Source organism: Anabaena sp. UHCC 0399 (assembly GCF_034931465.1).
Taxonomy (GTDB): domain Bacteria; phylum Cyanobacteriota; class Cyanobacteriia; order Cyanobacteriales; family Nostocaceae; genus Trichormus; species Trichormus minutissimus.
Genome location: NZ_JAYGGZ010000005.1, coordinates 44230 through 68414, shown reverse-complemented (window position 1 = coordinate 68414; position 24185 = coordinate 44230). Strand labels below are relative to the sequence as shown.

The following is a 24185-nucleotide window of genomic DNA, read 5'->3' as shown; positions in this document are numbered from 1 at the left end:
CAAAATTAACGTTCTATTTAAGTAATAGCTATTAATAAAGTGAACAGTACATATGCTCGTAGTGGTGCAGGTTTTTGCGCTACTATCCTTGTACTTCATAAGTGTTTTATCATTCTGAATGTTGTAGCTTTCTTCCCCTAGTGTATTGAAAATTATGCGTGTTTCTTCTACTGCAATTTTGACTTTAGCTACTTTAGCGGCTGGTAATGTTACGCAACAAGCCATAGCTGTATCTGCTAACGCCTCAAATTCGGCTGCACCAGACCAAAATTTAGTAGTTCCAGTAGTGGAAGAAACCCCCGCACCTCTCAACGCTGTGGCTGCACTAGAAACAGAGATAACTCCCCAATTTTCTCCATCTACAGTCATAGCTCAAAAACCTGTGGTTCTGCCTCCTACACCTCCTGTTGTGACTCCACCAACCCCCAAGCCTACCACGACTGAAGGCGGTTTGGTCGTCACAGCTACTGATGTGCAGATAGTGGGAGCAACTCCTGAATTACAGCAAGTTATCCGCCAATTAATTAAAACCCAAACTGGAGGCGAAACCAGCGAAAGCCAATTACAAAGAGATGTCGCAGCAATTTTGCAGACTGGTTTATTTGTCAATGCTAACGTCAATACCCGCACTACCCCATCTGGTGTAAATGTAATATATCAAGTGCAACCAGTGGTAGTGCGATCGCTCCAACTCGAAGGCGCGAAAGCCCTGACTTATCAAGTCGCCCTTAAACCTTTTCAATCCCAAATCGGTAAACCCATCAGTCCCGAAGGGCTGAAAACAGCCGTCCAACAAGTAAATAAATGGTACGCCGACAATGGTTATAATTTGGCACGGGTGTTATCAATTAAACCTAGTAATGAAGGTATTCTCACGGTCAATGTGGCGGAAGGTTTAGTAAGTGATATCAAGTTCCGTTTTGTGAACGACGAAGGTAAAACCGTCGATAATAATAACAATCCTGTTTCAGGACGTACCAAACCAGACTTTTTAAAGCAACAACTGCAATTGAAGCCAGGACAAGTTTTTCAAGAAAATATTGTCCAGCAAGATGTCCAGCAATTATATCGTACTGGCTTATTTCAAAGTATTAATGTCGCCTTTGAAGGGGATGCTAGTAACCTAGATGTGATTTACGAACTCAAGGAAAATGGGGCGCGTGCGATTAACTTGGGTGGTAGTTACAACGGTGATACAGGGTTAATCGGGACTGTGAACTATCAAGACCAAAATATTGGCGGCAGAAATGATATTTTAAACGTCAATGTCGGTGTCAGTCGCCGAGACTTGCAATTTGATAGTAAATTTATTAGTCCCTATCGCGCCACTAATCCTGATCGTTTAGGGTACACAGTGAACATCTTCCGCAGTCGAGAACTTTCAGAAACCTTTGATGATGAGATTAAGTTAGCTAATGACGATAAAGTCCGCGAAGGTAAGATTGGTGCATCCATCAGCTTACAACGGCCGATTGATGATTGGGATGCGTCTTTAGGATTTAATTATACTCGTACCAGCATCCGCGATCGCCAAGGCAATATTAACTCCACCGATGTCCAAGGAAACCCCCTCTCTGCTAGTGGTACTGGTGTTGATGACTTAGCTACCGTCTCTTTCACCGCCACCAAAGACCAACGGGATAACCGGATTAATCCTACTAAGGGTTCTGTATTGAGTTTGAGTACAGAACAATCTGTCCCCATCGGTGAAGGTAACATTTCCATGAATCGCCTCACAGCCAATTACAAACAGTATGTCCCAGTGCAGCTATTTAACAGTCAAAAACCCCAAGTATTTGCCTTTAATGTGCAAGCTGGTACTGTATTAGGTGACTTACCACCCTATGAAACCTTTAACTTAGGGGGTTCTAATTCCGTGCGTGGTTACGACGCAGGGGATGTAGGTAATGGTCGCAGCTATGTATTAGCCTCTGCTGAATATCGCTTTTCCGTCTTACCAATCTTAGGGGGAGTATTGTTCGCTGACTTCGCCTCAGACTTAGGTTCTGGTGACACTGTTCTTGGAGACCCCGCAGGTGTACGCGGTAAACCTGGTTCTGGTTTTGGTTACGGTGCGGGAGTACGAGTAGACTCCCCATTAGGTTTAATTCGCGCTGACTACGGCGTTAGTGACCAAGGGGAAAGTAGAATACATTTAGGCATAGGTCAACGGTTTTAAAAGCAAGATGAGGAATAACACCTCACAGCAGATAAAGACGAGGCTAGAAAAAAATAAATATATTTACTTCTTTTTATAAGAATGTGAGTTTTGTTGTGATTGGCTATCTGCTCTGAGTTGTTGTCTGCCGTTAGTAATAATTCGTAACATATCTTTTAAGTCTTGTTCGATACCTTCCAAGACATGATCGGCATATTGATCCGCACCACCTTCAATTTCTTGTGCTTGGGCGATCGCAATTTGTCGCATTTGTTCCAACTCTTCTTGACAAGCAAGCCGCTTCAAGTCAATCTCATTGAGAGTGTCCTTCATCATCGCCTCACACTCTTGCTGCACTTGTTGGCGTAGTTGTTCAGCTTGGTGTTCCGCCTGCATGATAATATCGCTTTCCGCCAAAATTTGCGCTCTTTTGGCTTGGGCAGCATCAACAAGCTGCTGTCCATATTCTTCCGCTTCCAGCAGAATTTCATCTTTTTGTTCCAGAATAGCTGCGGCTTGCTGAAACACTGACGGCAAAGAAACCCTAATGTAGTCTAGCTGTTCTAATAATTTTTCTTCATCTACTAATGTCCGTCCCGTCAGGGGGATGCGGAAACTAGTCAGCATAATTTCTTCTAGACGATTAAGTTCTTCTTGAATATCTACACTTCCTGCTTGGGGACTCTCTCCGGGGGAGATTCCGTTGACGTAATCTGGGGGATAGCTTCCGTTGCGATTGGGGTCGCTATGGGATACTTGTGGTTGTAGCATTTGTATATATCTAGGGCAATGAGCGGAGGGACAAGATGATCGACTGAACCACCAAATCTTGCAATCTCTTTTACCACACTACTACTTAAAAAACTATACTCATTTGATGTTGCTAAAAAAACTGTCTCGATTTGGGTAGAAAGCGTTTTATTAGTATGCGCCATCTGTAGTTCTACTTCAAAGTCAGAAATAGCCCGTAGACCTCGTAATATAACTTGTGCTTTTCGTTGCTGGGCATAATTGACAGTTAAACCATCAAAGCTGTCTACTTCCACATTAGATAGATGTTTTGTAGCCAGACGAATCTGTTCTAGGCGTTGCGGTACGCTAAAAAGTGGTACTTTATTTGGGTTTCGTAATACAGCAACAATCACCTCATCAAACAACCGACTACCACGTTGAATAATATCGAGGTGTCCTAAAGTAATGGGGTCAAAGCTACCGGGATAAATAGCAATCACAATAAATCACGATATTGAATGTATCAAAGTTACTGAGGAGATTATATCGGAATGAGGTGACAGGTTACAGGTTACAGGTGACAGAGAATTAAGGACTGGGGACAAAGGATACAAGGAATAGAAGGAAGTAAAAAGGTAGACAAAAAGAATCTTTTGCCTCAATCCCCAATCCCCAATTCCCAATCCCCATTCACTAATGACTAATGACTATTTAGGGAATTTTACATGGCACTGGATTTTTCTGCTTTGCCTTTGGCGTTTTTATTTACTTCCCCCGGCCCTATTCTGGTGGAAATCGGCCCAATTACTATTCGCTGGTATGGCTTATTAATCGCTTCTGCTGTCTTAATCGGTGTTAGCCTTTCCCAGTATTTAGCAAAACGCCGTCATGTTAATCCAGAGTTACTGAGTGATTTGTCAATTTGGCTGGTAATTGCAGCCATTCCCTCAGCCAGAATTTATTATGTTTTATTTGAATGGTCAGAATATGCCCAAAATCCAGGCAGGATTATTGCGATTTGGCAAGGAGGTATTGCCATTCATGGAGCAATTATTGGCGGTACTTTGGCTGCACTGATTTTTGCCAAGCTTAAACGGGTTTCTTTTTGGCAATTAGCCGATTTAATTGCACCGTCACTAATTTTAGGACAGGCGATCGGGCGTTGGGGTAATTTCTTCAACTCTGAAGCTTTTGGTCGTCCTACTAATTTGCCTTGGAAATTGTACATTCCATTAGAACGCCGTCCGCCGGCGTTAGCAAGTTTTGAATATTTTCATCCCACTTTCCTCTACGAATCTCTGTGGAATTTAATGGTGTTTGCTCTGCTTCTGACTTTATTCTTTCGTGGTTTATCGGGTAAGCCACGCCTGCGCGTAGGTACATTATTTATGCTGTACCTGGTAGCTTACAGCCTAGGACGTTTTTGGATTGAGGGACTTCGCACTGATAGTTTGATGTTGGGGCCATTACGAATTGCACAAGTTGTCAGCCTCACTGGTATAACTTTGGGATTAGCTGGTTTAGCGTGGCTGTATCTCCGTAAACGTCCTTTACCTGATGTTGTTTCTCCCGTGAAAGATGAGTAGGGAGGTTGAGGTGACAGGGGACAGACAACAGGTGACAGTGAGTATATAATGCCCAATGCCCAAAAATAAAAAATGCCCCAGAGTTTTGTTTTCTCCAGGGCTTAACCAGGGTGCATCTACCATTACTCTCTACTACTCCTATAGGGATAATCCGGAAAGATACTGAGCAAATTCCCAAAAAATTTTTTGAGGGTGAAATAACACCTGGTAATTACTTAGGGTTTATTGAAATTTAGGTATGAAAGTTAATCAACATCCCTTAGAACCAAAAGTATATATTGTGGGAGCAGGCCCCGGAGATCCAGATTTACTAACGCTCAAAGCTCAAAAACTGCTCGCTGCGGCAGATGTGATTTTATTCGCTGATTCGTTAATTCCGGAACAGCTTTTGCAGTTTTGTCGGGAAGATGCGGAAATTATTCGCACTGCTGATAAAACTTTGGAAGAGATTCTACCTCTAATGATCGAACAGGTGCGATCGCAGCAAAAATCTGTGGTACGTCTCCAATCAGGTGATCCCAGTCTCTACAGTGCTATACATGAGCAAATGCAGCTTCTGGCTGAAGCTAACATTCCCTTTGAAATCATCCCAGGTATTAGTGCTTTTCAAGCCGCAGCCGCTAAACTCAATGTAGAGTTGACTGTCCCCGGTTTAGTGCAAACCATCATTTTGACGCGTATTAGCGGACGTACAGAAGTCCCTGTCAGGGAAGAGCTAGCCTCTTTAGCCGCCCATCAAGCTAGTTTGTGTTTATATCTGAGTGCGCGTCATGTAGAAAATGCCCAAGCCAAATTACTCGAACACTATCCACTAGATACTCCTGTAGCAATTTGCTTCCGCATCGGCTGGCCAGATGAAAAAATTAGGGTTGTACCTCTCACCCAAATGGCAGAATGTACTCAGCAAGAAAATCTGATGCGTACAACGCTGTACATAATTAGTCCAGCATTATCGTCAACAAATGGGCGATCGCGCTTATATGATCCTGAGTATAGTCGCTTATTTCGTCAGGTTGGGTGATAGGTATAGGGACTATTGATTTCTTGCACCAGCAACTTAGGTTAATATTAAATTTTGAATTTTGAATTTTGAATTGATAGTATGCCTCTAATTAAAGTCCAAACTTCTGCATCTGCACCGGAAAAAGCTGAAGTTGAGGCTATGTTGAAAAGCCTTTCAGCGAAGTTAGCCAAGCACTTGGGAAAACCAGAATCTTATGTGATGACGGCCTTTGAAGCAGGAATTTCCATGACTTTTGCTGGCACTACAGAACCAGTTTGTTATGTAGAAATTAAGAGTATTGGCACAATGAAGCCCAATCAAACTGAGGCGATGAGTCAGGATTTTTGCCAGCAGATTAATCAAACTCTTGGAGTACCCCAAAATCGCATTTATATCGATTTTGCTGATGCTAAAGGGTCAATGTGGGGCTGGAACGGCTCAACTTTTGGTTAGATTTAAGGGGGCTATCAAGAAGCAAGAAAGGGGCAAGAGAGATGAGGAAGACAAGTGAGGCTTAAATCAATCAGTGAACAGTTATCAAGTGACTGGTAACTGTTTACTGTTGATGCCTAATACCCAATGCCCAATTTGATTTGAAAGTTGTACTATAGAGATTCAGCATCAACTTGTGATTTTTTATGTCTGCTATGCCTCTTGTTTCCCCAGTTAACTCAAGCATCCCAGAAACAACAACTTTGCCGCCCTTACTCGGTGCTTCGGTGACGGAGTTAACTGCTTGGGTACAGCAGCAGGGACAACCTGCTTACAGAGGTAAGCAACTCCATGATTGGATCTATCACAAGGGAGTGCGATCGCTAGCTGATATTTCTGCGTTTCCGAAGCAATGGCGAGCAGATGTTGCAGATATCCCCATCGGACGTTCTCAGATTCACTATCGATCTATGGCAACAGATGACACTGTGAAGTATCTTTTGCAACTATCTGATGGGCAGATTGTGGAAACCGTCGGGATTCCTACAGATAAGCGTTTAACTGTTTGCGTATCTACCCAGGTGGGTTGTCCAATGGCGTGTGATTTCTGCGCTACTGGGAAAGGTGGCTACAAACGTAATTTGGGCAGACACGAAATTGTTGATCAAGTATTAACAGTGCAAGAAGATTTTCAGCAACGGGTGAGTCATGTTGTGTTTATGGGCATGGGTGAACCGTTGTTAAATACTGAGAATGTTTTAGGCGCAATTAAATCTTTAAATCAAGATGTGGGGATTGGACAGCGATCTCTAACTTTATCTACTGTAGGAATCCGCGATCGCATCCGTGAGTTAGCCGAACACCATCTGCAAGTTACCCTAGCTGTGAGTCTCCACGCCCCCAACCAAGCACTGCGCGAACAACTTATCCCTAGTGCGCGTTCCTATCCCATCGAAGATTTAATGGCTGAATGTCGAGAATATGTGGAAATTACTGGCAGACGGGTAAGTTTTGAATACATCTTGCTAGCTGGGGTGAATGATTTACCAGAACACGCCTTACAACTAGCCAAGCGTCTGCGGGGATTTCAATGTCATGTCAACTTGATTCCTTACAATCCCATTCAGGAAGTTGATTACAAACGTCCTAAGAGCGATCGGATTCAAGCTTTTGTCACAGTTCTCCAACAGCAAAACATCGCTGTTAGCGTCCGCTATTCCCGTGGTTTAGAAGCTGATGCCGCCTGTGGACAATTGAGAATAAGTAATTCGTAATTAGTCAATATTAAGTAGGGTATGTTACGGCTCTGCGAAGATTTGAGAGCTTGAGCGAGTACCAATGAGCCGTAACGCACCTCTTGACTGTGGTGGGTTAGGCGCGACTTTAACGGATAAGATATTCGTTAGCTAAAATTTGGGTAAACGTGCTAGTCATGGTTGATCTGAAAGATGGTGTCAGCCGCTACTCATATTGAGATACTTAGGCGGTAGTACCAGACTATTCTTGTACCTCATACTCTGTTATCCTCGTCTTAAGAGGTGTAAGTGCAGCATGAGTTGATATTAAAACAAATATTTTTTGCTGAACTGCCACGAATAAAGACTAAACTAAAAAGTCTTGTGCAGCAAAACTCCTAACTCATATCTAATGATTTAATCATGTCTAAGGTTCTCGTCTCCGATCCTATTGACCAGGCTGGTATTGACATTCTCTCGCAAGTTGCTACTGTTGATGTTAATACAGGCCTCAAACCAGCAGAACTAATAGAAATTATTGGTGAATACGACGCGTTAATGATTCGTTCGGGAACGCGGGTAACTCAAGAAATTATCGAAGCAGGTACTCAGCTGAAAATCATCGGTCGTGCCGGTGTTGGTGTAGATAATGTAGATGTGCCTGCTGCTACCCGCAGAGGCATTGTTGTAGTTAATTCCCCCGAAGGTAATACCATTGCTGCGGCGGAACACGCCCTAGCGATGATGTTGTCTTTATCTCGTCACATCCCTGATGCTAATGCTTCTGTAAAAAGCGGCGTGTGGGATCGTAAAACTTTTGTGGGATCAGAAGTATATAAGAAAACTATTGGTATCGTTGGCTTAGGTAAAATTGGCTCTCATGTGGCTGCTGTTGCCAAAGCTATGGGAATGAAACTACTAGCTTACGATCCTTTCATTTCTACAGAACGAGCAGAACAAATTGGCTGTCAGTTGGTGGATTTAGATTTGTTGATCCAGCAAGCAGACTACATCACCCTGCACATTCCCAAAACCCCAGAAACAACCCACCTCATTAATGCCGAAACCCTGGCAAAAATGAAACCCACAGCCCGGATTATCAACTGCGCTCGTGGTGGGATCATTGATGAAGCTGCCTTAGCCGCAGCCATTAAAGCTGGGACAATTTCGGGTGCAGCTTTGGATGTGTTCGAGTCTGAACCATTGGGTGAATCAGAATTGCGATCGCTTGGCAAAGAGATCATCCTTACTCCCCACTTAGGCGCATCCACAGCAGAAGCTCAAGTGAATGTAGCCATAGACGTAGCTGAACAAATCCGCGACGTACTTCTAGGACTACCCGCGCGTTCCGCCGTTAACATTCCCGGACTCGGCCCTGATGTCTTGGAAGAACTCAAACCCTATATGCAGCTTGCAGAAACCTTGGGGAAATTGGTAGGACAGTTAGCCGGGGGAAGAGTAGAGTTGCTCACCGTCCGCCTCCAAGGGGAACTTGCAACTAACAAGAGTCAACCTCTAGTAATTGCAGCCCTCAAAGGCTTACTTTATCAAGCCCTCAGAGAACGGGTAAATTACGTCAACGCCAACATCGAAGCCAAAGAACGAGGAATTCGCGTCATCGAAACCCGCGACGCTTCCGCCCGTGATTACGCCGGCTCATTACGTTTGGAAGCCACAGGTACTTTAGGTACTCATTCTGTAACTGGTGCATTGTTGGGTGAGAAGGAAATTCACCTGACTGATGTTGACGGTTTCCCCATTAACGTCCCACCTAGTAAATATATGGTGTTTACCTTACACCGTGATATGCCAGGAATTATTGGCAAACTAGGTTCTCTATTAGGAAGCTTTAATGTCAATATTGCCAGTATGCAGGTAGGTCGCAAAATCGTCCGTGGTGATGCAGTCATGGCTCTCAGCATTGATGATCCCTTACCAGACGGGATTTTAACTGAGATTACCAAAGTACCCGGTATCCGGGATGCGTATACAGTAACTTTATAAAGTGCTGAGTGCTGAGTAGGGAGTGCTGAGTAAGGAGTTTTGAGTACAGATGTGATTAATTTCGTCTGTAATCAGTGAAAAAAAAAGTTAGGAGTGAAAAGTTAGCAATCAACAAAATAACTAAGCACTCATAACTAAGCACTCATAACTAAGCACTCATAACTCATAACTCATAACTCAGCACCGGCTAAACGCCGCGCTACCGCTAACAGCACTCAGCACTCATAACTCAGCACTCAGCACTCAGCACTCAGCACTCAGCACTCAGCACTGAAAAATGGCAAACACTTGGTGGGAACTACAGATTTTATGTGAACCAGCGTTAGAAGACTCTGTTTTTTGGCGATTAGAAGATTTTGGTTGTCGGGGTTCGGCTAGTGAAAGTAAGGGGACTGACTGTTTAGTCAAGGGTTACTTACCAATCTTTCAAGCAGAGTTACTAGATTTAGCTGCATTGGGGCTTTGGCTGCGCCAAGATGCCCTGTGTGTAGGATTATCTAGTCCCACCTTGAATTGGCAGCTAATTGATGAAGAAGACTGGGCAACTAGTTGGAAACAATACTGGCATCCTCAAGAAATAGGCGATCGCTTTCTCATCAACCCCGCATGGCTACCATTACCAGAAAACTCAGACAGGTTAGTTATTCGTCTTGATCCTGGTGTAGCTTTTGGGACAGGTAATCACGCCACCACTCAACTGTGTTTGGAATCTCTAGAGATGCGTTTAAGTGAAGTTCCCCAGTCTTTTATGGGAACAGGTGGTAAACGAGAGCCTGTAATAGTTGCGGATATTGGTTGTGGTTCTGGTATCCTTTCAATCGGGGCAGTGCTATTAGGAGCAGAGAAAGCCTATGCGGTGGATACAGACCCCTTAGCAGTGCAATCAACTTTTAGCAATCGCGCACTCAATGAAGTTAGCCCGGAACGCATAGTACCAGCAGAAGGTAGCGTAGACATTTTAAAAAAACTAATTGAACGGCCAGTAGATGGTATCGTCTGCAATATTTTGGCTGATGTGATTATTCAACTAGTACCAGAAATCACCGAAATATGTAAATCTAGCACCTGGGCTATTTTCAGTGGAATTTTAATAGAACAATCAAACTCTGTTGCTGAAGCTTTAGAAAAACATGGTTGGGTCGTCGCTACTATGTGGAAACGCAAAGAGTGGTGTTGTTTAAATGTGCGCCGTTCTTAACTTTATTTAGTAACGTGATCAAAAAATCTTTAGTTGGTGTGCAATTCATCAAAAATAATATTTAGAGACGTGAAAATTCACGCCTCTAAACTTAACATTAGTTAAAGTAAACCTTGCAGACGTTGGACTAACTGCGGGGTTTGCAATACACCCTCAATGCGATCAACTGGTTGACCTTGCTTAAACAATACTAGTGTTGGTAGAGCATAAATTTCATACTGGGTGGCCAGTTCTGTGTACTTTTCAGTGTCAATTTTGACAATGCGCAAACGGTCTTTTAGTTGAGTATTTACTTGCTCTAAAATCGGCCCCATCATTTGACAAGGGCCACACCATTCAGCATAAAAATCTACTAAAACAGGTACATCAGAATCAGACAGCATCTCGTCAAAGCTGTTGAATTGTTTTTTAGTAGTCATGTGACACACACCAATTTCTTATTGATTGAATTCAATCTTAATGTCTGCTTTCTAGAAACGGTGTAACATTATTTTGTTTTTATTGTTGCGAAATAGATTGGAGACCGAGAACTGGTGACTAGGAAAGAGATTTTGGCTATCAAATGCTTTTTTGAATTTTGAATTCCTGATCAGTTCTAGGTACAAATCACCATAAAATAATTAGCGCAGTAATTAAAAATTTTGAGGAATAGTTCATGGCTGTTTTAAGTGAAAATTTAAAAGGGCAAGTAGCAGTTGTTACGGGGGCTTCAAGAGGAATTGGCCGAGCGATCGCACTAGAATTAGCCACCTATGGAGCAACTGTAATAGTTAACTATGCTAGTTCTAGTGATGCTGCCGACAAAGTAGTATCAGAAATTACAGGTGCTGGAGGTGAAGCGATCGCGCTGCAAGCTGATGTTTCCCAAGCTGATCAGGTAGATGCCCTCATCAATGCTGTCATGGACAAGTTTAAGCGCATTGATATCTTAGTCAATAATGCTGGAATTACCCGCGATACCCTACTTTTGCGGATGAAGCCAGAAGATTGGCAAGCTGTAATTGACCTAAATTTGACTGGTGTATTTTTATGTACCCGTGCCGTTAGTAAAATCATGCTCAAGCAGCGTTCTGGGAGAATTATTAGTATTACCTCCGTGGCTGGACAAATGGGTAATCCAGGTCAGGCTAACTACAGTGCGGCTAAAGCAGGTGTGATTGGCTTTACTAAAACCGTTGCGAAAGAACTCTCTTCTCGTGGGATTACCGTTAACGCCGTTGCGCCCGGTTTCATTGCTACCGACATGACAAACGACCTCAAAGCCGATGAAATTCTTAAATACATCCCCCTAGGTCGCTACGGTCAACCAGAAGAAATTGCCGGGATGGTACGCTTCCTCGCATCTGATCCCGCAGCAGCTTACATTACAGGACAGGTGTTTAACGTTGACGGTGGGATGGTGATGGCTTAGAGAGGGTGAGTGAGTGGTGAGTGCTGTTAGCGGTAGCGGGGCGTTTAGCCCGTGCTGAGTGAGTATTGTTAGCGGGTCGTAAATTCTACCCAGTCCCCAGTCCCCAGCCCTTCAATGAGTGGATTTACAATGAGTGGATTTTAGATTATTCAATCCAAAATCCAAAATCTAAAATCTAAAATCTAAAATTCCCAGTCCCTAATCAACACTCTCAAGGCTGCTGGCGTAGCCTTTGCCAAACTGTAAAGCCGAGCAGGAGGATGATGCTGCTGCTAGTGGTCATCATTACAGCCAAGCTCATACCTTGGATTCTCATTGCTAGCAAGTTGCACAATAAAGTGATTAACCACAGAGTAAATGCAGCTCGACGTTGGGAGAATCCCCAAGCGAGTAAACGGTGATGTAGGTGGTCTTTACCGGGGGTACTGAGGGGATTTTTGCCTGCTAATAACCGGCGGATAAATACTTGCGTTGTATCTAGCACTGGCAACAACAAGAATAAAATTGAGGGGCCAAGGGCATATATGGTATTACGTTGTAGGTTACCTAAAATACTTGTTGCCGCCAACACATAACCAAAAAAGTATGCCCCAGCATCACCCATGATGATCCTTGAAGGATGGAAGTTATGGCGCAAAAATCCCAAAGCTGCACCACCCAAGGCTGCTAAGACTAAGGTAGCTGCTGCGCGGTTGGGAAACTGAGCAGAAACCCCTAGTAAACTCATGGCAGTAATAAAACTGATTCCTCCAGCCAAACCATCCATACCATCCATCAAGTTGACAGCGTTGGTAATACCGACAATCCACAGCACTGTCAACAACATTGAAAAAATGGAGTCAATTGGCGTACCTAGAGGAACATCAACGCTAATACCATTGGCAAAAAGTAATAATGCCGTGATAATTTGCGCCCACAAGCGCACAGAGGGGGGTAATCCGAACTGATCGTCAATAAAGCCGACCAAGACTAGAATTGAACCTCCCAGTAAAATAGTCAATACCTGAGCTAATACATTTTGCAGTTCAATGGGTCGTAAAAGGATAGCTAATACCAATGCGGCAATTACTCCCGCATAAATAGCTAAACCTCCTGCATTTGGCAATGGTTCTCGGTTGAGTCTTCGCGCATTTGGTTGGTCAGCCCAACCCACCCGCAAAGCAAATTTACGTACTGTGGGAATTAAACGCCAAGTTACCAACCAGGCCAATATAAACGTAAACACTACTGCCAACCAGCCGGTGCCGCTAGGGTTAGCAATGCCAATAGACCTAAGGGAGTTCTCGAAGTTCAGATTCATCTCCCGATTTAACCATCACTGCCAGTATCCTACATGAGCATCAAGTGTATATTAATCAATTTTTTTGATTTTCAGATGTGATCTCAGACGGTTGGGTACTTAGCACTCTGAACCAGTGAGTGCTAAATTGTCTAATGGAAACGCTAGAGAAAGGGAACATGGCAAAGATTATTTCGTTTAATGAAGATTCACGTCGGGCTTTGGAACGGGGTGTTAATGCCCTGGCCGATGCTGTAAAAATCACTTTGGGGCCAAAAGGTCGCAACGTGCTTTTAGAAAAAAAATTTGGTACACCCCAAATTGTTAATGATGGTATCACTGTTGCCAAGGAAATTGAGTTAGAAGATCCTTTAGAAAATACTGGAGCTAGGCTAATTCAAGAGGTAGCTTCTAAAACCAAGGATGTAGCTGGGGATGGGACAACCACTGCTACAGTTTTGGTGCAAGCCTTGATAAAGGAAGGTTTGAAGAATGTTGCAGCCGGTAGCAACCCGGTCAGCTTGAAGCGGGGTATCGACAAAACTACTGAAGCACTCGTAGCAGAAATTGCCAGAGTAGCCAAGCCAGTAGAAGGTAGTGCGATCGCTCAAGTGGCTACTGTCTCGTCTGGCAATGACGAAGAAGTCGGCAAAATGATCGCCGAAGCAATGGCAATAGTCACCAAAGACGGTGTAATCACTGTTGAAGAATCTAAATCTCTCACCACTGAACTAGAAGTAGTGGAAGGGATGCAGATTGATAGAGGTTACATTTCCCCCTACTTCGTCACCAATAACGAACGGATGATAGTAGAGTACGAAAATGTTCGTATTCTGATCACCGACAAGAAAATCAGCAGCATCCAAGAATTAGTCCCTGTGTTGGAAAAAGTTGCCCGCTTGGGTCAACCCTTGCTGATCATTGCTGAAGATATAGAGGGAGATGCTTTAGCAACTTTGGTAGTTAACAAAGCGCGGGGTGTATTGGCTGTAGCTGCAATTAAAGCACCTGGATTTGGTGAACGTCGCAAAGCCATGTTGCAAGACATTGCTATTCTCACTGATGGACAGATGATTTCTGAAGAAATCGGTCTCAACTTAGATACCGCTACTTTGGAAATGCTGGGAACTGCCCGCAAAATCACCATTGACAAAGAAAACACCACCATTGTTGCTGGTAGTTCTGCCAAGCCAGAAATACAAAAACGGATTACTCAAATTCGCAAGCAGTTAGAAGAAACTGATTCTGAATACGATCAAGAAAAACTCCAAGAACGCATCGCCAAGCTAGCTGGCGGCGTGGCAGTGATTAAAGTGGGTGCAGCTACGGAAACCGAACTCAGAGACCGCAAGCTGCGAATTGAGGACGCACTCAACGCTACAAAAGCGGCTGTAGAAGAAGGTATTGTTCCCGGCGGTGGTACAACCTTGATTCACTTATCTACAAAGGTTGACGAAATTAAGAACAGCCTTGTGGGAGAAGAAAAAATTGGGGCTGATATTATCAAACGCGCCTTAGAAGCACCCTTATGTCAAATTGCTGACAATGCTGGTGCAGAAGGTGCTGTAATCGTTTCTAAGGTCAGAGACAGCGCATTCAACATGGGTTACAACGCTGCAACTGGGGAATTTGAAGACTTAATTGCAGCTGGTATTATCGACCCTGCGAAAGTAGTACGTTCAGCTTTACAAAACGCCGCTTCTATTGCTGGGATGGTTTTAACCACCGAAGCAATCATTGCGGAAAAACCAGAGAAAAAAGCTGCTATGCCTCCTGATGCCGGCATGGGCGGCATGGGCGGCATGGGCGGCATGGGTGGCATGGGCGGTATGGGCGGCATGGGCGGCATGGGTATGTTCTAGGGAACAGGGAACAGGTGACAGGGTGTTTATTACTCTGTCACCTGTCACCTATAACCTGTCACCTGTCCCAAAACATTAGGGGCAACTTCCCCACGATCGCCTGCTGAAAGCAGATGAACCTAGGGAAGCTGCCCCTAAATTTTACTTAAACTTACTTTACAAAAGTTTACTTTTACCAACTCTCCAAAATTCAGCCGTTGTTAATTTTGAATTTTGAATTTTGAATTGGTTTTACTCAGCAGTTGCGAGTTCAGTGTTGCCGCGTGTGCGTCGGCGTGTCAAGGTGTTGAACAACATCACACCAATTGCTTTGATTAAGTTACCTTCTAATTCTTGGAACATCTTCATGTTCATACCAAAGGCGGCATTTGCTTCATTAACAATGCGATCAGCTACGCTGGGCGAAACGCCATCGCCTGCTGCATCATCAAGAGGTAGTTCATCCAAAGTTTGACGATATTTAGTTTTAAATGCCTTCTCGTCGCTAATATCTGCAAATTCATAGAAGGCTGTGCCTTGTCCATCACCAAGGTTCATTGCTGTGACAGCAATGTTCTTGAGAATTTGTCCCCCAGATAAGTCACCCAAGTAACGAGTATAAGAATGGGCAATTAATAATTCTGGTTCGGTGGCTGAGATTTCCCGAATACGTTTTACATAAGCTTCCCCGGCTGAAGATAACTGGATTTGTTCCCGCCAGTTAGCACCATAGTAATAACTCAAGTCTTCTTCTAACGTATGCTTACGGTTCAGTTGGGGAAAGTTAATTTTAGAAACAATTGGATGCTGGCTGTGCTTTTCCATCTCCTCTTCCATCGCCGAGTAGATGTAGTAAAAGTTAGCCACTAACTTCCGGTAAGAGCTTTTTTCTACCACTCCTTTTAAAAAGCATTTGACAAAACCCACATTTTCTGCCATTGTGTGGGCTTTTTTTGTACCAACACGCAGTTTGGTTGCTAAATTGCTGCTCATATTAAATTTCTCAACTTTAAAGGGTCAACTGCCGGAGTTGTGAATTACAAACGGCTAAAAAATGCCATTAAAAAGTTAGATTAAAACTATTTGATGAGAATTTATATTAAAATTTTTTAAGCAAGAAAATATTCTAGTGAGTAATGAGTGCTGTTAGCCTTCGTGGGGCATTGAGCAGCGCGCTGAGTAGTGAGTGGTGAGTTGAATTTTTTACTGGTTAGTTATTTCAGCAAGCTCTAGTTATTTTTCCAGTTTAAATTTATGAATAAGCAAGTTCATCTTAGAGACTAAAGTCCTTATGCCAAGAAAATAACTCAAAATCAAAAACCCAGGTGCATGAAGTCTGGGTTTTTAAAATTATATATTTTTTAAGTTTTAGCTGATATTAGACATCGCCGCAATAGTTTGTGCCAATCAATCGGTTATTTTTGTAGACTAAAACTTTGCCATAACCTTGATCTTGAACAGCAGCATAAAGAAAATTGGCATTTCTAAATCTGTAAACTACCTCTCCATTTTGATTACGTCTAACTGTTCCACCATTGAGTAAAAGATTAGGACGATTGAGGGTAGTAGGAATATTGTATGCTGCATAACGTAAACCGCCATTATTGAGGCGAGAAACTTCAACATATACATTTTTAGCACTACAGCTAAATACTCTTGTATTAGCTAGAGCAGAGCTAGGCATTCCCAGAATAGCAGTTAATATTGAAGCTGTTCCTGTAGCTGTAGCTAAGATAGCTGAAATAGCTTTTGCGTTCATATGAGTAATTCCTAAAAGCTTGTATGCTTTAGATACAAAATCAGGGTTTCACTTTTCGGATTATTAGAAAATAAAAACTAGAGCCATCTGATTTGATTCATAACCCTGCTTTATTTAAAAAAGTGGGTTTATTGACTTTCCCCAAATAATTGAGGATGGCTATTTAGTTTTTACGCGCTGTTCCGTAACTAAACTTAAGCTTACCCATTCGCCCTGATTGTTATAGCACCTAACCATGCGTTGGCGTAAATTGGCTTGAATTAACCAACCGACTTCTAAAATTAACCCTTGGCGTACCTGCATTTTGAGGGGAGAAGTTGCAGAAGCACCATTAGGTAATAGCAAAACTTGGATCTGTTTTTGTGGATTTTCGTCAAAGAGGATGATAGAACCCTTAATAGTGGCTGTAGAGGTAATTGTGGGATGCTCGCCAAAACTCAAACTCTGAATTAATCGCCCATTATCGTCAAGTTGTAGTTTGAGATTTGTCGAGACAGTCTTAAGGGGACTCCAATCAGGATATATTGTCGTAGCTTCACCTTGCCACTCTCCCAATAAGTCATCTATTTGTAAAGGTGGATTTTCTACTGGTTCACTACCAGCTAAATGTTCACGAATGAGAATTAGTCTATCTAGTTGACTATCTTTATCGAATAACTGAACTAGACGTAAGCGACGATTTTCATGGATTAATCCTAGTTCTGCACCAAACTCACCAAAGGGTGCAAGCTGAAGTGTACCTTGGGAAAATGCTCCATTAGGGAAAAATAGCGTACTTTGGGATAAAGAACTGTAGTCTAAAACTAAATCTGCTTGTCCTTGACGACGAACAACCTGATGAATAGTTTGGTTATTGTTGAGACCTTCTAAGGAAACTACACTTTTGATATCTTCTAAAAGTTCCCCTTGGGGTGATAAGCGAGTGAATGATCCTTGCCATTCACCGAGGTTTTTTAACAAATATTCCCATTGAGAATTCATATTTGGTGCTAAGTGCGATATTTTCTGGAAATTTCCAACACAACATAGTAGAGACGTAGCAATGCTACGTCTCTACTTTTTCGGCGATGTCTAATTATGCTTAATAACGAATCCGTGGATCAACATAAGCGTTGAGAATATCAATCAAAATGCTTGCACTCACGACGATCGCACCAAAAAATACTAGTACGCCCTGTACTGTGGGATAATCGCGATCGGAAATGGCTTGATATAGCCTATTTGCCAACCCCGGCCAAGAAAATGTCACCTCAGTTAAAATTGCTCCCCCCAGCAAGGAAGCAAAGGTTAAACCCAAAACAGTAATTACGGGAATCAGAGCATTTTTCAAAGCATGGGAGACTAAAATTTTGTTTTCAGAAATACCTCTAGCCCTAGCAGCTTCTACATAGTCAGCACGGAGAGTTTGTTTTAAGTTGACGCGGACAATTCTCTCAAAAATGCCACTCAGCAAAATTCCTAACGTGAGACTGGGAAGTGCTAAATGGTGTAAAGCCGCGAAAAATTGGCTAAAATTACCAGCTAGTAAGCTATCAATGGTATATAAACCAGTAATTGGCGATGGTGCTGGAAGATTGGGCGGAAAGCGGTTGGAATTGGGAAACCAGCCCAATTGCACTGAGAAAATCAACTGTAACAGCATACCTGCCCAAAACATAGGTAGGGCATAGGTGATAATCCCAAATAACCGCCCCCCAATATCAAAACCTGTTCCGGGACGAGACGCGGACAGTGTACCAACCAGGATACCCACAATCAGAGCCACCGTCATACTAGATATTGCTAACTCTACAGTTGCCGGAAAATGTTGTCCGATAATATTCCAAACCTGCTGTCCCCTGCTTGTCAAAGACGTGCCTAAATCAAACTGGAGCAAATGACCTAAGTAATTAAGATACTGTAGCCACAAAGGTAAATCTAAACCTAATTGTCTTCTTAATTCTTCTTTAGCAGCTTCCGGCGCACGTCCACCCAGAATCGCATCTGCTGGATCTCCTGGTGTAGCTCGTAGTAATAAAAATACGATGGTAATGATAGTTAATAGCTGCAATGGTGCTAAGAGCAACCGAGAAACAATGTAATATTGTAGAGCTTTTGATCGAGACATATTTATAAATTCAAAATTCAAAATGACGCTCTCTACGAGACGCTGCGCGAACGCAGACTCGCTAACGCTGTGCTAACAAAATTCAAAATTTAAGAAATCAATTTTAGAAAATAGGTAATTCATAATTACGAATTACGAATTACGAATTACGAATTACAAATTACCTAATAACTATTTCTTGATGGTTCTATAAATCAAATTCTGGGTAGGGTCAAGTTGGACATTACTTACACCTTTTTGAGCAAATACATAATCTTTGTTTTGCCATAAAGGAATGTAAGGCACATCATTAACTACTTGGTTTTGGATTTGGGCAAAAATTTTCTCCCGTGCTTCTGGATTTTGTTCTTTACGTTGCTCATCAATCAATTTATTCAGAGCTTCGCTATAGTAAAACGAACCCTGAGTTTGGCTACCACCATCTTCACAGCCTTTAGCCTCTGAACCTTTTTGACAGGCTAAAAATGGTTGTACATAGTTATCTGGATCTAGAAAGTCTGGATACCAATCTAGTAAAGCGGCGGGATATAAACCTTTAGAAATGTCTTTAAAAAAGGTTGCCCCTTCTACTGTGTTGACTTCTAGTTGTACTATGCCATCCATTTTGGTATCGGCTAGAGATTTTAGTGTTTGTGCAGCTAAACTCCGGGTTGGGGAACTAGAAGGATACCAAACTGGAATTTTGACAGGATTTTCTTTTGAATAACCAGCCGCAGTTAACAACTGTTTGGCTTTTTCAAAGTTACCATCGCCATATTTATCTTTAAACAATGGCTGAGAAACATTGAATGTAGTAGGAATCATACTGTAAAGCGGATCGGCTTGACTATATAAAACCCGTTCATTTAATAATGGACGGTCAATTATAGCAGCGATCGCCTGCCTAACTTCTGGTTTATCTAGTGGTTCTTGATTGCGATTCAACACCAGATAACTCACTACACTACCCTGAGCCGTAATCGCTTGCCAATCTCCTTTTTTAGCACCAGCCTCTAAGCTGCGAATTTGATCTGGTTGTAATGACAAGTAAGCTACATCTACAGCACCTGTACGGAAAGCATTAAACAAATTAACTGGACTGGTCTGGATTTGAACGTTAATCCCTTGGTTGGCTGGTTTTTCTCCCCAATACTTGTCAAATACATCAAGTCGCAGTGAATCTGTCCCATACTGGGCTATTTTATAAGGGCCAGTTCCAACAAAAATATCTGGTTTAAATTTCCCTGCACCAATTTCATAAGCACTTGGCGAAACAGCACATACCCCAGAAAATGCCAGCAGAGAAGGAAAGGCTGCAAAAGGCTTTTTTAGCTTCACTGTTAATTCATAGTCCCCTGTGGCGGTTACAGAGTCTACTGTATCTGCTAGTAAGAAAGAAGGTTTACCCTTATTTTCAATAAATCGCTTGATACTAAACTCCATCGCTTTGGCGTTAAAGGGTGTGCCATCGTGAAACACCACACCTTGGCGTAGAGGGATGGTATAGGTTAGACCATCTGGACTGACTGTTGGTAAACCTGTCGCCAGTTGCGGCTTAATTTCCGTACTCCCTGGTTCGTAAGTATAGAGGCGATCGCTCATATTAAATACTAAACCCAAGGATGCTAACTCATAGGCATCGGCTGGATCTAAGGTTCTTGGCTTGGATGTTGTACCTATAGTAATCCGACCATCCCCAGTTGTTGTATTGCCAACACTAGTAGACGTAGTGGTTGCCTGTTGTCGAGGTGTACAAGCGATCGCTAATAGTAAACATAAACAAAATAAAGATAGAAATTTTGTTACCCGTCCCCATCTTCGCCCTAATATTGAAAACTCAGTCATAGCATCTTTGATTTGTAAAATTAGCCAGTAATCATACTATATGTGTGGCAATAGTCACCAACTTTTTATCTGGAACAGCACAAGAATTAAAGTGCCGCTAAGTACCAGTTGTCTAATATAGCAATCCTAAACCATTCACGATAGCTGAGAAACGGGGGTTATGAATGAGGGCTGTTTTATCTGCGGTTAATTTTTTCTTCTTTTACCTCACGAATGCGTGAATCATTATACGTAAAAAAATTAAATATTAATTAAAATTGTCATTAATTCAGATTGAAAAGTTAATTAGGTTTGTTAAGGTGCTGTAGTAACTACAATAGCAAACATTTCTGCTTTACTATTGTAGTTATATTGATACAGCCATCACTGACAAATTTTTATCAAATCTACCCCAAGAATAAATCTGATAAATATCTCAAATTTTTCTTGTGCAATTCTTTTTATCAAGGGATAAATAATGATGGCTTGACCAGCAAATTTCATGTTTATACATCATCAAACAAGATGATTGGCAGTGGATAAACAGTAAATTATCAAGTCGAAATAGTGAGATTAAAATCGTGAAATATTTCTTTCTTTCTGAGGGATGGACTGTCGGCAGAGTTTGGGCATCTGATGGAATATGGCAAATAACAGCATGGCGAAGACCACCAGATATTCAACGATTGAATATTTGTTTGGTAGAAAATCACGAATTAATGTGGCTTCATCGCATTGAAGAGGTTGTTATAACCGTAGAAGTAAAGCCAAACGCATCGGAATTTGTTAGTCAAACTATCGGTCAAGTAGTGCTAAAGCGGTTAATGACGGCTGAACAAGTAATTGACCGCCTAGGTACTGCTGAAGCCAGGTGTCAATTGCAAAATATTCAGTCAGTAGTTTAGGTGAGGGATTAGGGAGACACCAGTCCCCAATCCCTAATCCCCAGTCCCCAGCTTTTCAATGAGTGGATTTGCAATGAGTGGATTTTAGATTATTAAATCCAAAATCCAAAATCTAAAATCTAAAATCTAAAATGCCTAGTCCCAATCCCCAAATGTAAATATTTGTAAATATCTGCCAGATATGTTTTAACGCTGATTCCTGGCAAGATGAATCTTGCAGACCAGACGAACGCATCTATTTACACGCTTGCAAACAGTTCCATCAATAGTTACACTTTTTAAAACATTCTCATTTTTACTTAGCGATCGCTACCCTGCGGAATAATTAATCCGAAGTGTGTCAGCGTTGCTAAAAAAGTCACTCTCTGGCTTAAAATGCTTGAGATATGGCAGTGTTCAAGCTCTGGCAATAAAAAAATTCAGAGAAGTCCGAGGTTAGGCTTCTAACCTTAGAACCTTAAGTAAGAAAATTGTTTTGTAAACACAACTCATCGAGGAGGAGCGTAGTCGATGGGACTACCCTGGTACCGAGTACATACAGTCGTTCTGAATGATCCAGGACGGCTAATTTCTGTACACTTGATGCACACAGCTTTGGTGGCAGGCTGGGCTGGTTCAATGGCATTGTATGAACTAGCTACTTATGACCCCAGCGATCCTGTTCTCAACCCGATGTGGCGGCAAGGGATGTTCGTGCTACCCTTCATGTCACGTCTAGGCGTTACCGAATCTTGGGGCGGTTGGAGTGTCACTGGTGCTTCAGCAGTTGACCCTGGTTTCTGGTCATTTGAAGGCGTTGCCGCAGCACATATTGTCCTTTCTGGTCTATTGTTCTTAGCTGCTGTATGGCACTGGGTTTTCTGGGATTTGGAGCTTTTCAGAGATCCCCGCACTGGAGAACCTGCCCTTGACTTGCCAAAAATGTTTGGCATTCACCTGTTCTTATCTGGTTTACTCTGTTTCGGTTTTGGTGCTTTCCACTTAACAGGTCTATTTGGGCCTGGTATGTGGATTTCTGATGCCTATGGGATCACTGGTAGCGTCCAGCCCGTAGCACCAGAATGGGGGCCAGCCGGGTTCAACCCCTTTAACCCCGGTGGTGTAGTGGCTCACCACATCGCAGCCGGCGTAGTTGGTATTATTGCTGGGTTATTCCACCTCACTGTTAGACCACCCGAAAGGCTCTACAAAGCCCTGCGGATGGGTAACATTGAAACCGTACTTTCCAGCAGTATCGCAGCAGTATTCTTCGCGGCTTTTGTCGTTGCTGGTACTATGTGGTACGGTAACGCCACTACCCCAATCGAACTATTTGGCCCAACCCGTTATCAATGGGATCAAGGTTACTTTCATGAAGAAATTGACCGTCGTGTACAAAGCAGTCTAGCTGAAGGTGCAAGCCTCTCAGAAGCTTGGTCACAAATCCCTGAGAAACTGGCTTTCTACGATTATGTAGGTAATAGCCCAGCTAAAGGTGGTCTATTCCGTACAGGGCCAATGGTGAAAGGTGATGGTATTGCCCAATCTTGGCAAGGTCACGCAGTATTCACAGATGCGGAAGGACGCGAATTAAATGTCCGTCGTCTGCCCAACTTCTTTGAAACCTTCCCTGTCATCTTGACCGATGCTGATGGTATTGTCCGCGCTGACATTCCATTCCGTCGGGCAGAATCTAAATATAGCTTTGAGCAAACAGGTGTAACTGTTAGCTTCTACGGTGGCGATCTCAATGGCAAAACCTTTACAGATCCAGCCGATGTGAAGAAATATGCTCGTAAGGCTCAAGGCGGCGAAATCTTTGAATTTGACCGCGAAACCTTAAACTCTGACGGTGTATTCCGTACATCTCCCAGAGGTTGGTTTACCTTTGGACACGCTGTATTTGCTTTGTTATTCTTCTTCGGTCATCTCTGGCATGGTTCTCGGACAATCTACCGAGACGTATTTGCTGGTGTAGAAGCGGATCTAGAAGAGCAAGTCGAATGGGGTCTATTCCAGAAAGTGGGTGACAAGTCAACCCGCCGTAAAGAAGCCCTCTAAATTCAGTGCTGAGTTATGAGTAATGAGTTCCGAGTTAAGTCTTGGACTCAGCACTCAGCACTCAAAACTCTAAATTCAGTGCTGAGTTATGAGTAACGAGTTCCGAGCGAAGTCTTGAACTCAGCACTCAACACTCAGCACTCAACACTTTAAGGAGCTTTTGACATGGAAAGCGTTGCGTACATTTTAATTTTGACCCTGGCAATTGGTGTTCTTTTCTTTGCGATCGCATTCCGCGAACCCCCCCGCATTGAGAAAAAAGAAGATAAGTAGGTAGTTAATACCAAATCTGTAAATTTATATAAAACTTTTATCCGTTGTTCCTGGTAGGAACAACGGATATTTTTTTGGTTTTACTTTTTGACCAATGTAGCGAAAAGATTAAAAAAGGTAGTATTGTTGTAAATGCAGGAAAAATTATCTAGTTAATACTGGATTATCAAGTATTTTAAATACGTAACTAAAGATTTTCCTGTAGCTAAAGGGGCATCACCCTTAAAAGCAAAAATTTGTTAATAAAAATTTCACAGGTAGATATGATATAATTTTCTATCTGGGAGTTGATATGTGTTAACACTAGCTTTTCTACGCTAGGATTGAAAGATATAGTTGTACATTGCCGTTAAGGCAGTTGCATGGATTATCGCTATTATGGCATAACCTTTTACGGAGACTAGAACCAGGAACAAATC

21 protein-coding genes are annotated in these 24185 nt (G+C 42.6%); 12 read left to right on the top strand and 9 right to left on the bottom strand.

The window, feature by feature from the left end; genetic code table 11:
- Positions 1–154 precede the first annotated feature (154 nt).
- A complete protein-coding gene (locus VB693_RS04130; protein WP_323265168.1) occupies positions 155–2179 on the top strand; it encodes an outer membrane protein assembly factor in 2025 nt (674 codons plus the stop codon).
- Between the two features lie 63 nt (positions 2180–2242).
- Here VB693_RS04130 and VB693_RS04125 read toward each other — a convergent pair whose 3' ends face one another.
- Positions 2243–2929, bottom strand: coding sequence for a DivIVA domain-containing protein (locus VB693_RS04125; protein WP_323265167.1), 687 nt, complete (start codon positions 2927–2929; stop codon positions 2243–2245).
- Positions 2821–3390, bottom strand: a complete 570-nt coding sequence (gene coaD / locus VB693_RS04120; protein ID WP_323265166.1) for a pantetheine-phosphate adenylyltransferase — start codon at positions 3388–3390, stop codon at positions 2821–2823. Before coaD ends, VB693_RS04125 begins: the two co-directional genes overlap by 109 nt.
- 225 nt (positions 3391–3615) lie before the next feature.
- Between coaD and lgt the strand changes: the two genes are divergently transcribed.
- The 6 genes from lgt (at position 3616) to prmA (ending at position 10348) form a co-directional block, all read left to right on the top strand.
- Entirely contained in the window at positions 3616–4476 is an 861-nt protein-coding gene (gene lgt / locus VB693_RS04115) for a prolipoprotein diacylglyceryl transferase (RefSeq protein WP_190701206.1), read from the top strand.
- 238 nt (positions 4477–4714) lie between these two features.
- Complete coding sequence (gene cobM / locus VB693_RS04110) at positions 4715–5497, top strand: precorrin-4 C(11)-methyltransferase (RefSeq protein ID WP_323265165.1); 783 nt, start codon at positions 4715–4717, stop codon at positions 5495–5497.
- Between the two features lie 81 nt (positions 5498–5578).
- Positions 5579–5932, top strand: coding sequence for a phenylpyruvate tautomerase MIF-related protein (locus VB693_RS04105; protein WP_190701200.1), 354 nt, complete (start codon positions 5579–5581; stop codon positions 5930–5932).
- Positions 5933–6117: 185 nt separating this feature from the next.
- Positions 6118–7185 (top strand): 23S rRNA (adenine(2503)-C(2))-methyltransferase RlmN, encoded by a 1068-nt coding sequence (gene rlmN, locus VB693_RS04100; protein WP_323265164.1) that lies wholly within the window; start codon positions 6118–6120, stop codon positions 7183–7185.
- A gap of 384 nt (positions 7186–7569) precedes the next feature.
- Positions 7570–9150 carry a phosphoglycerate dehydrogenase gene (gene serA, locus VB693_RS04095; protein ID WP_323265163.1) on the top strand — a complete coding sequence of 527 codons (1581 nt, stop codon included), beginning with the start codon at positions 7570–7572 and terminating at the stop codon, positions 9148–9150.
- Positions 9151–9427: 277 nt separating this feature from the next.
- Positions 9428–10348 carry a 50S ribosomal protein L11 methyltransferase gene (gene prmA / locus VB693_RS04090; RefSeq protein WP_323265162.1) on the top strand — a complete coding sequence of 307 codons (921 nt, stop codon included), beginning with the start codon at positions 9428–9430 and terminating at the stop codon, positions 10346–10348.
- A 101-nt stretch (positions 10349–10449) separates the two neighbouring features.
- Here the strand turns inward: prmA and trxA are convergent, their stop codons facing one another.
- Positions 10450–10767, bottom strand: a complete 318-nt coding sequence (gene trxA / locus VB693_RS04085) for a thioredoxin (protein WP_190701189.1) — start codon at positions 10765–10767, stop codon at positions 10450–10452.
- A 236-nt stretch (positions 10768–11003) separates the two neighbouring features.
- On the opposite strand from trxA, the gene fabG reads away from it, so the two are divergent.
- Positions 11004–11759: a 3-oxoacyl-[acyl-carrier-protein] reductase gene (fabG, locus tag VB693_RS04080; protein WP_323265161.1), complete on the top strand. Its 756-nt coding sequence runs from the start codon at positions 11004–11006 to the stop codon at positions 11757–11759.
- A 211-nt stretch (positions 11760–11970) separates the two neighbouring features.
- Here the strand turns inward: fabG and VB693_RS04075 are convergent, their stop codons facing one another.
- Positions 11971–13053: an MraY family glycosyltransferase gene (locus VB693_RS04075; RefSeq protein WP_190701287.1), complete on the bottom strand. Its 1083-nt coding sequence runs from the start codon at positions 13051–13053 to the stop codon at positions 11971–11973.
- Between the two features lie 164 nt (positions 13054–13217).
- Here VB693_RS04075 and groL point away from each other — a divergent pair, with 164 nt between their 5' ends.
- Complete coding sequence (gene groL, locus VB693_RS04070) at positions 13218–14900, top strand: chaperonin GroEL (RefSeq protein ID WP_190701183.1); 1683 nt, start codon at positions 13218–13220, stop codon at positions 14898–14900.
- A 231-nt stretch (positions 14901–15131) separates the two neighbouring features.
- Here the strand turns inward: groL and VB693_RS04065 are convergent, their stop codons facing one another.
- The 5 genes from VB693_RS04065 to VB693_RS04045 form a co-directional block, all read right to left on the bottom strand.
- Positions 15132–15872 carry a heme oxygenase (biliverdin-producing) gene (locus VB693_RS04065; protein WP_323265160.1) on the bottom strand — a complete coding sequence of 247 codons (741 nt, stop codon included), beginning with the start codon at positions 15870–15872 and terminating at the stop codon, positions 15132–15134.
- 385 nt (positions 15873–16257) lie between these two features.
- Entirely contained in the window at positions 16258–16638 is a 381-nt protein-coding gene (locus VB693_RS04060) for a hypothetical protein (RefSeq protein WP_323265159.1), read from the bottom strand.
- 159 nt (positions 16639–16797) lie between these two features.
- Entirely contained in the window at positions 16798–17619 is an 822-nt protein-coding gene (locus tag VB693_RS04055) for a DUF3598 family protein (RefSeq protein WP_323265158.1), read from the bottom strand.
- A gap of 100 nt (positions 17620–17719) precedes the next feature.
- Positions 17720–18745 (bottom strand): ABC transporter permease, encoded by a 1026-nt coding sequence (locus tag VB693_RS04050; protein ID WP_190701171.1) that lies wholly within the window; start codon positions 18743–18745, stop codon positions 17720–17722.
- Positions 18746–18916: 171 nt separating this feature from the next.
- Entirely contained in the window at positions 18917–20569 is a 1653-nt protein-coding gene (locus tag VB693_RS04045) for an ABC transporter substrate-binding protein (protein WP_323265157.1), read from the bottom strand.
- A 560-nt stretch (positions 20570–21129) separates the two neighbouring features.
- Here VB693_RS04045 and VB693_RS04040 point away from each other — a divergent pair.
- The 3 genes from VB693_RS04040 (at position 21130) to VB693_RS04030 (ending at position 23766) form a co-directional block, all read left to right on the top strand.
- The gene (locus VB693_RS04040) at positions 21130–21453 is read left to right on the top strand and encodes a hypothetical protein (protein WP_323265156.1); all 324 of its coding nucleotides are present in this window, start codon (positions 21130–21132) and stop codon (positions 21451–21453) included.
- Positions 21454–21963: 510 nt separating this feature from the next.
- Positions 21964–23493, top strand: a complete 1530-nt coding sequence (gene psbB / locus VB693_RS04035) for a photosystem II chlorophyll-binding protein CP47 (RefSeq protein ID WP_190701162.1) — start codon at positions 21964–21966, stop codon at positions 23491–23493.
- A gap of 165 nt (positions 23494–23658) precedes the next feature.
- Positions 23659–23766, top strand: a complete 108-nt coding sequence (locus tag VB693_RS04030; protein ID WP_066380730.1) for a photosystem II reaction center protein T — start codon at positions 23659–23661, stop codon at positions 23764–23766.
- Positions 23767–24185: the final 419 nt, after the last annotated feature.

Coding starts and splice junctions, on each gene's coding strand:
- VB693_RS04130 (WP_323265168.1), top strand. CDS start 155: ATGCGTGTTTCTTCTACTGCAATTTTGACTTTAGCTACTTTAGCGGCT.
- VB693_RS04125 (WP_323265167.1), bottom strand. CDS start 2,929: ATGCTACAACCACAAGTATCCCATAGCGACCCCAATCGCAACGGAAGC.
- lgt (WP_190701206.1), top strand. CDS start 3,616: ATGGCACTGGATTTTTCTGCTTTGCCTTTGGCGTTTTTATTTACTTCC.
- cobM (WP_323265165.1), top strand. CDS start 4,715: ATGAAAGTTAATCAACATCCCTTAGAACCAAAAGTATATATTGTGGGA.
- VB693_RS04105 (WP_190701200.1), top strand. CDS start 5,579: ATGCCTCTAATTAAAGTCCAAACTTCTGCATCTGCACCGGAAAAAGCT.
- rlmN (WP_323265164.1), top strand. CDS start 6,118: ATGTCTGCTATGCCTCTTGTTTCCCCAGTTAACTCAAGCATCCCAGAA.
- serA (WP_323265163.1), top strand. CDS start 7,570: ATGTCTAAGGTTCTCGTCTCCGATCCTATTGACCAGGCTGGTATTGAC.
- prmA (WP_323265162.1), top strand. CDS start 9,428: ATGGCAAACACTTGGTGGGAACTACAGATTTTATGTGAACCAGCGTTA.
- trxA (WP_190701189.1), bottom strand. CDS start 10,767: ATGACTACTAAAAAACAATTCAACAGCTTTGACGAGATGCTGTCTGAT.
- fabG (WP_323265161.1), top strand. CDS start 11,004: ATGGCTGTTTTAAGTGAAAATTTAAAAGGGCAAGTAGCAGTTGTTACG.
- groL (WP_190701183.1), top strand. CDS start 13,218: ATGGCAAAGATTATTTCGTTTAATGAAGATTCACGTCGGGCTTTGGAA.
- VB693_RS04065 (WP_323265160.1), bottom strand. CDS start 15,872: ATGAGCAGCAATTTAGCAACCAAACTGCGTGTTGGTACAAAAAAAGCC.
- VB693_RS04060 (WP_323265159.1), bottom strand. CDS start 16,638: ATGAACGCAAAAGCTATTTCAGCTATCTTAGCTACAGCTACAGGAACA.
- VB693_RS04055 (WP_323265158.1), bottom strand. CDS start 17,619: ATGAATTCTCAATGGGAATATTTGTTAAAAAACCTCGGTGAATGGCAA.
- VB693_RS04050 (WP_190701171.1), bottom strand. CDS start 18,745: ATGTCTCGATCAAAAGCTCTACAATATTACATTGTTTCTCGGTTGCTC.
- VB693_RS04045 (WP_323265157.1), bottom strand. CDS start 20,569: ATGACTGAGTTTTCAATATTAGGGCGAAGATGGGGACGGGTAACAAAA.
- psbB (WP_190701162.1), top strand. CDS start 21,964: ATGGGACTACCCTGGTACCGAGTACATACAGTCGTTCTGAATGATCCA.
- VB693_RS04030 (WP_066380730.1), top strand. CDS start 23,659: ATGGAAAGCGTTGCGTACATTTTAATTTTGACCCTGGCAATTGGTGTT.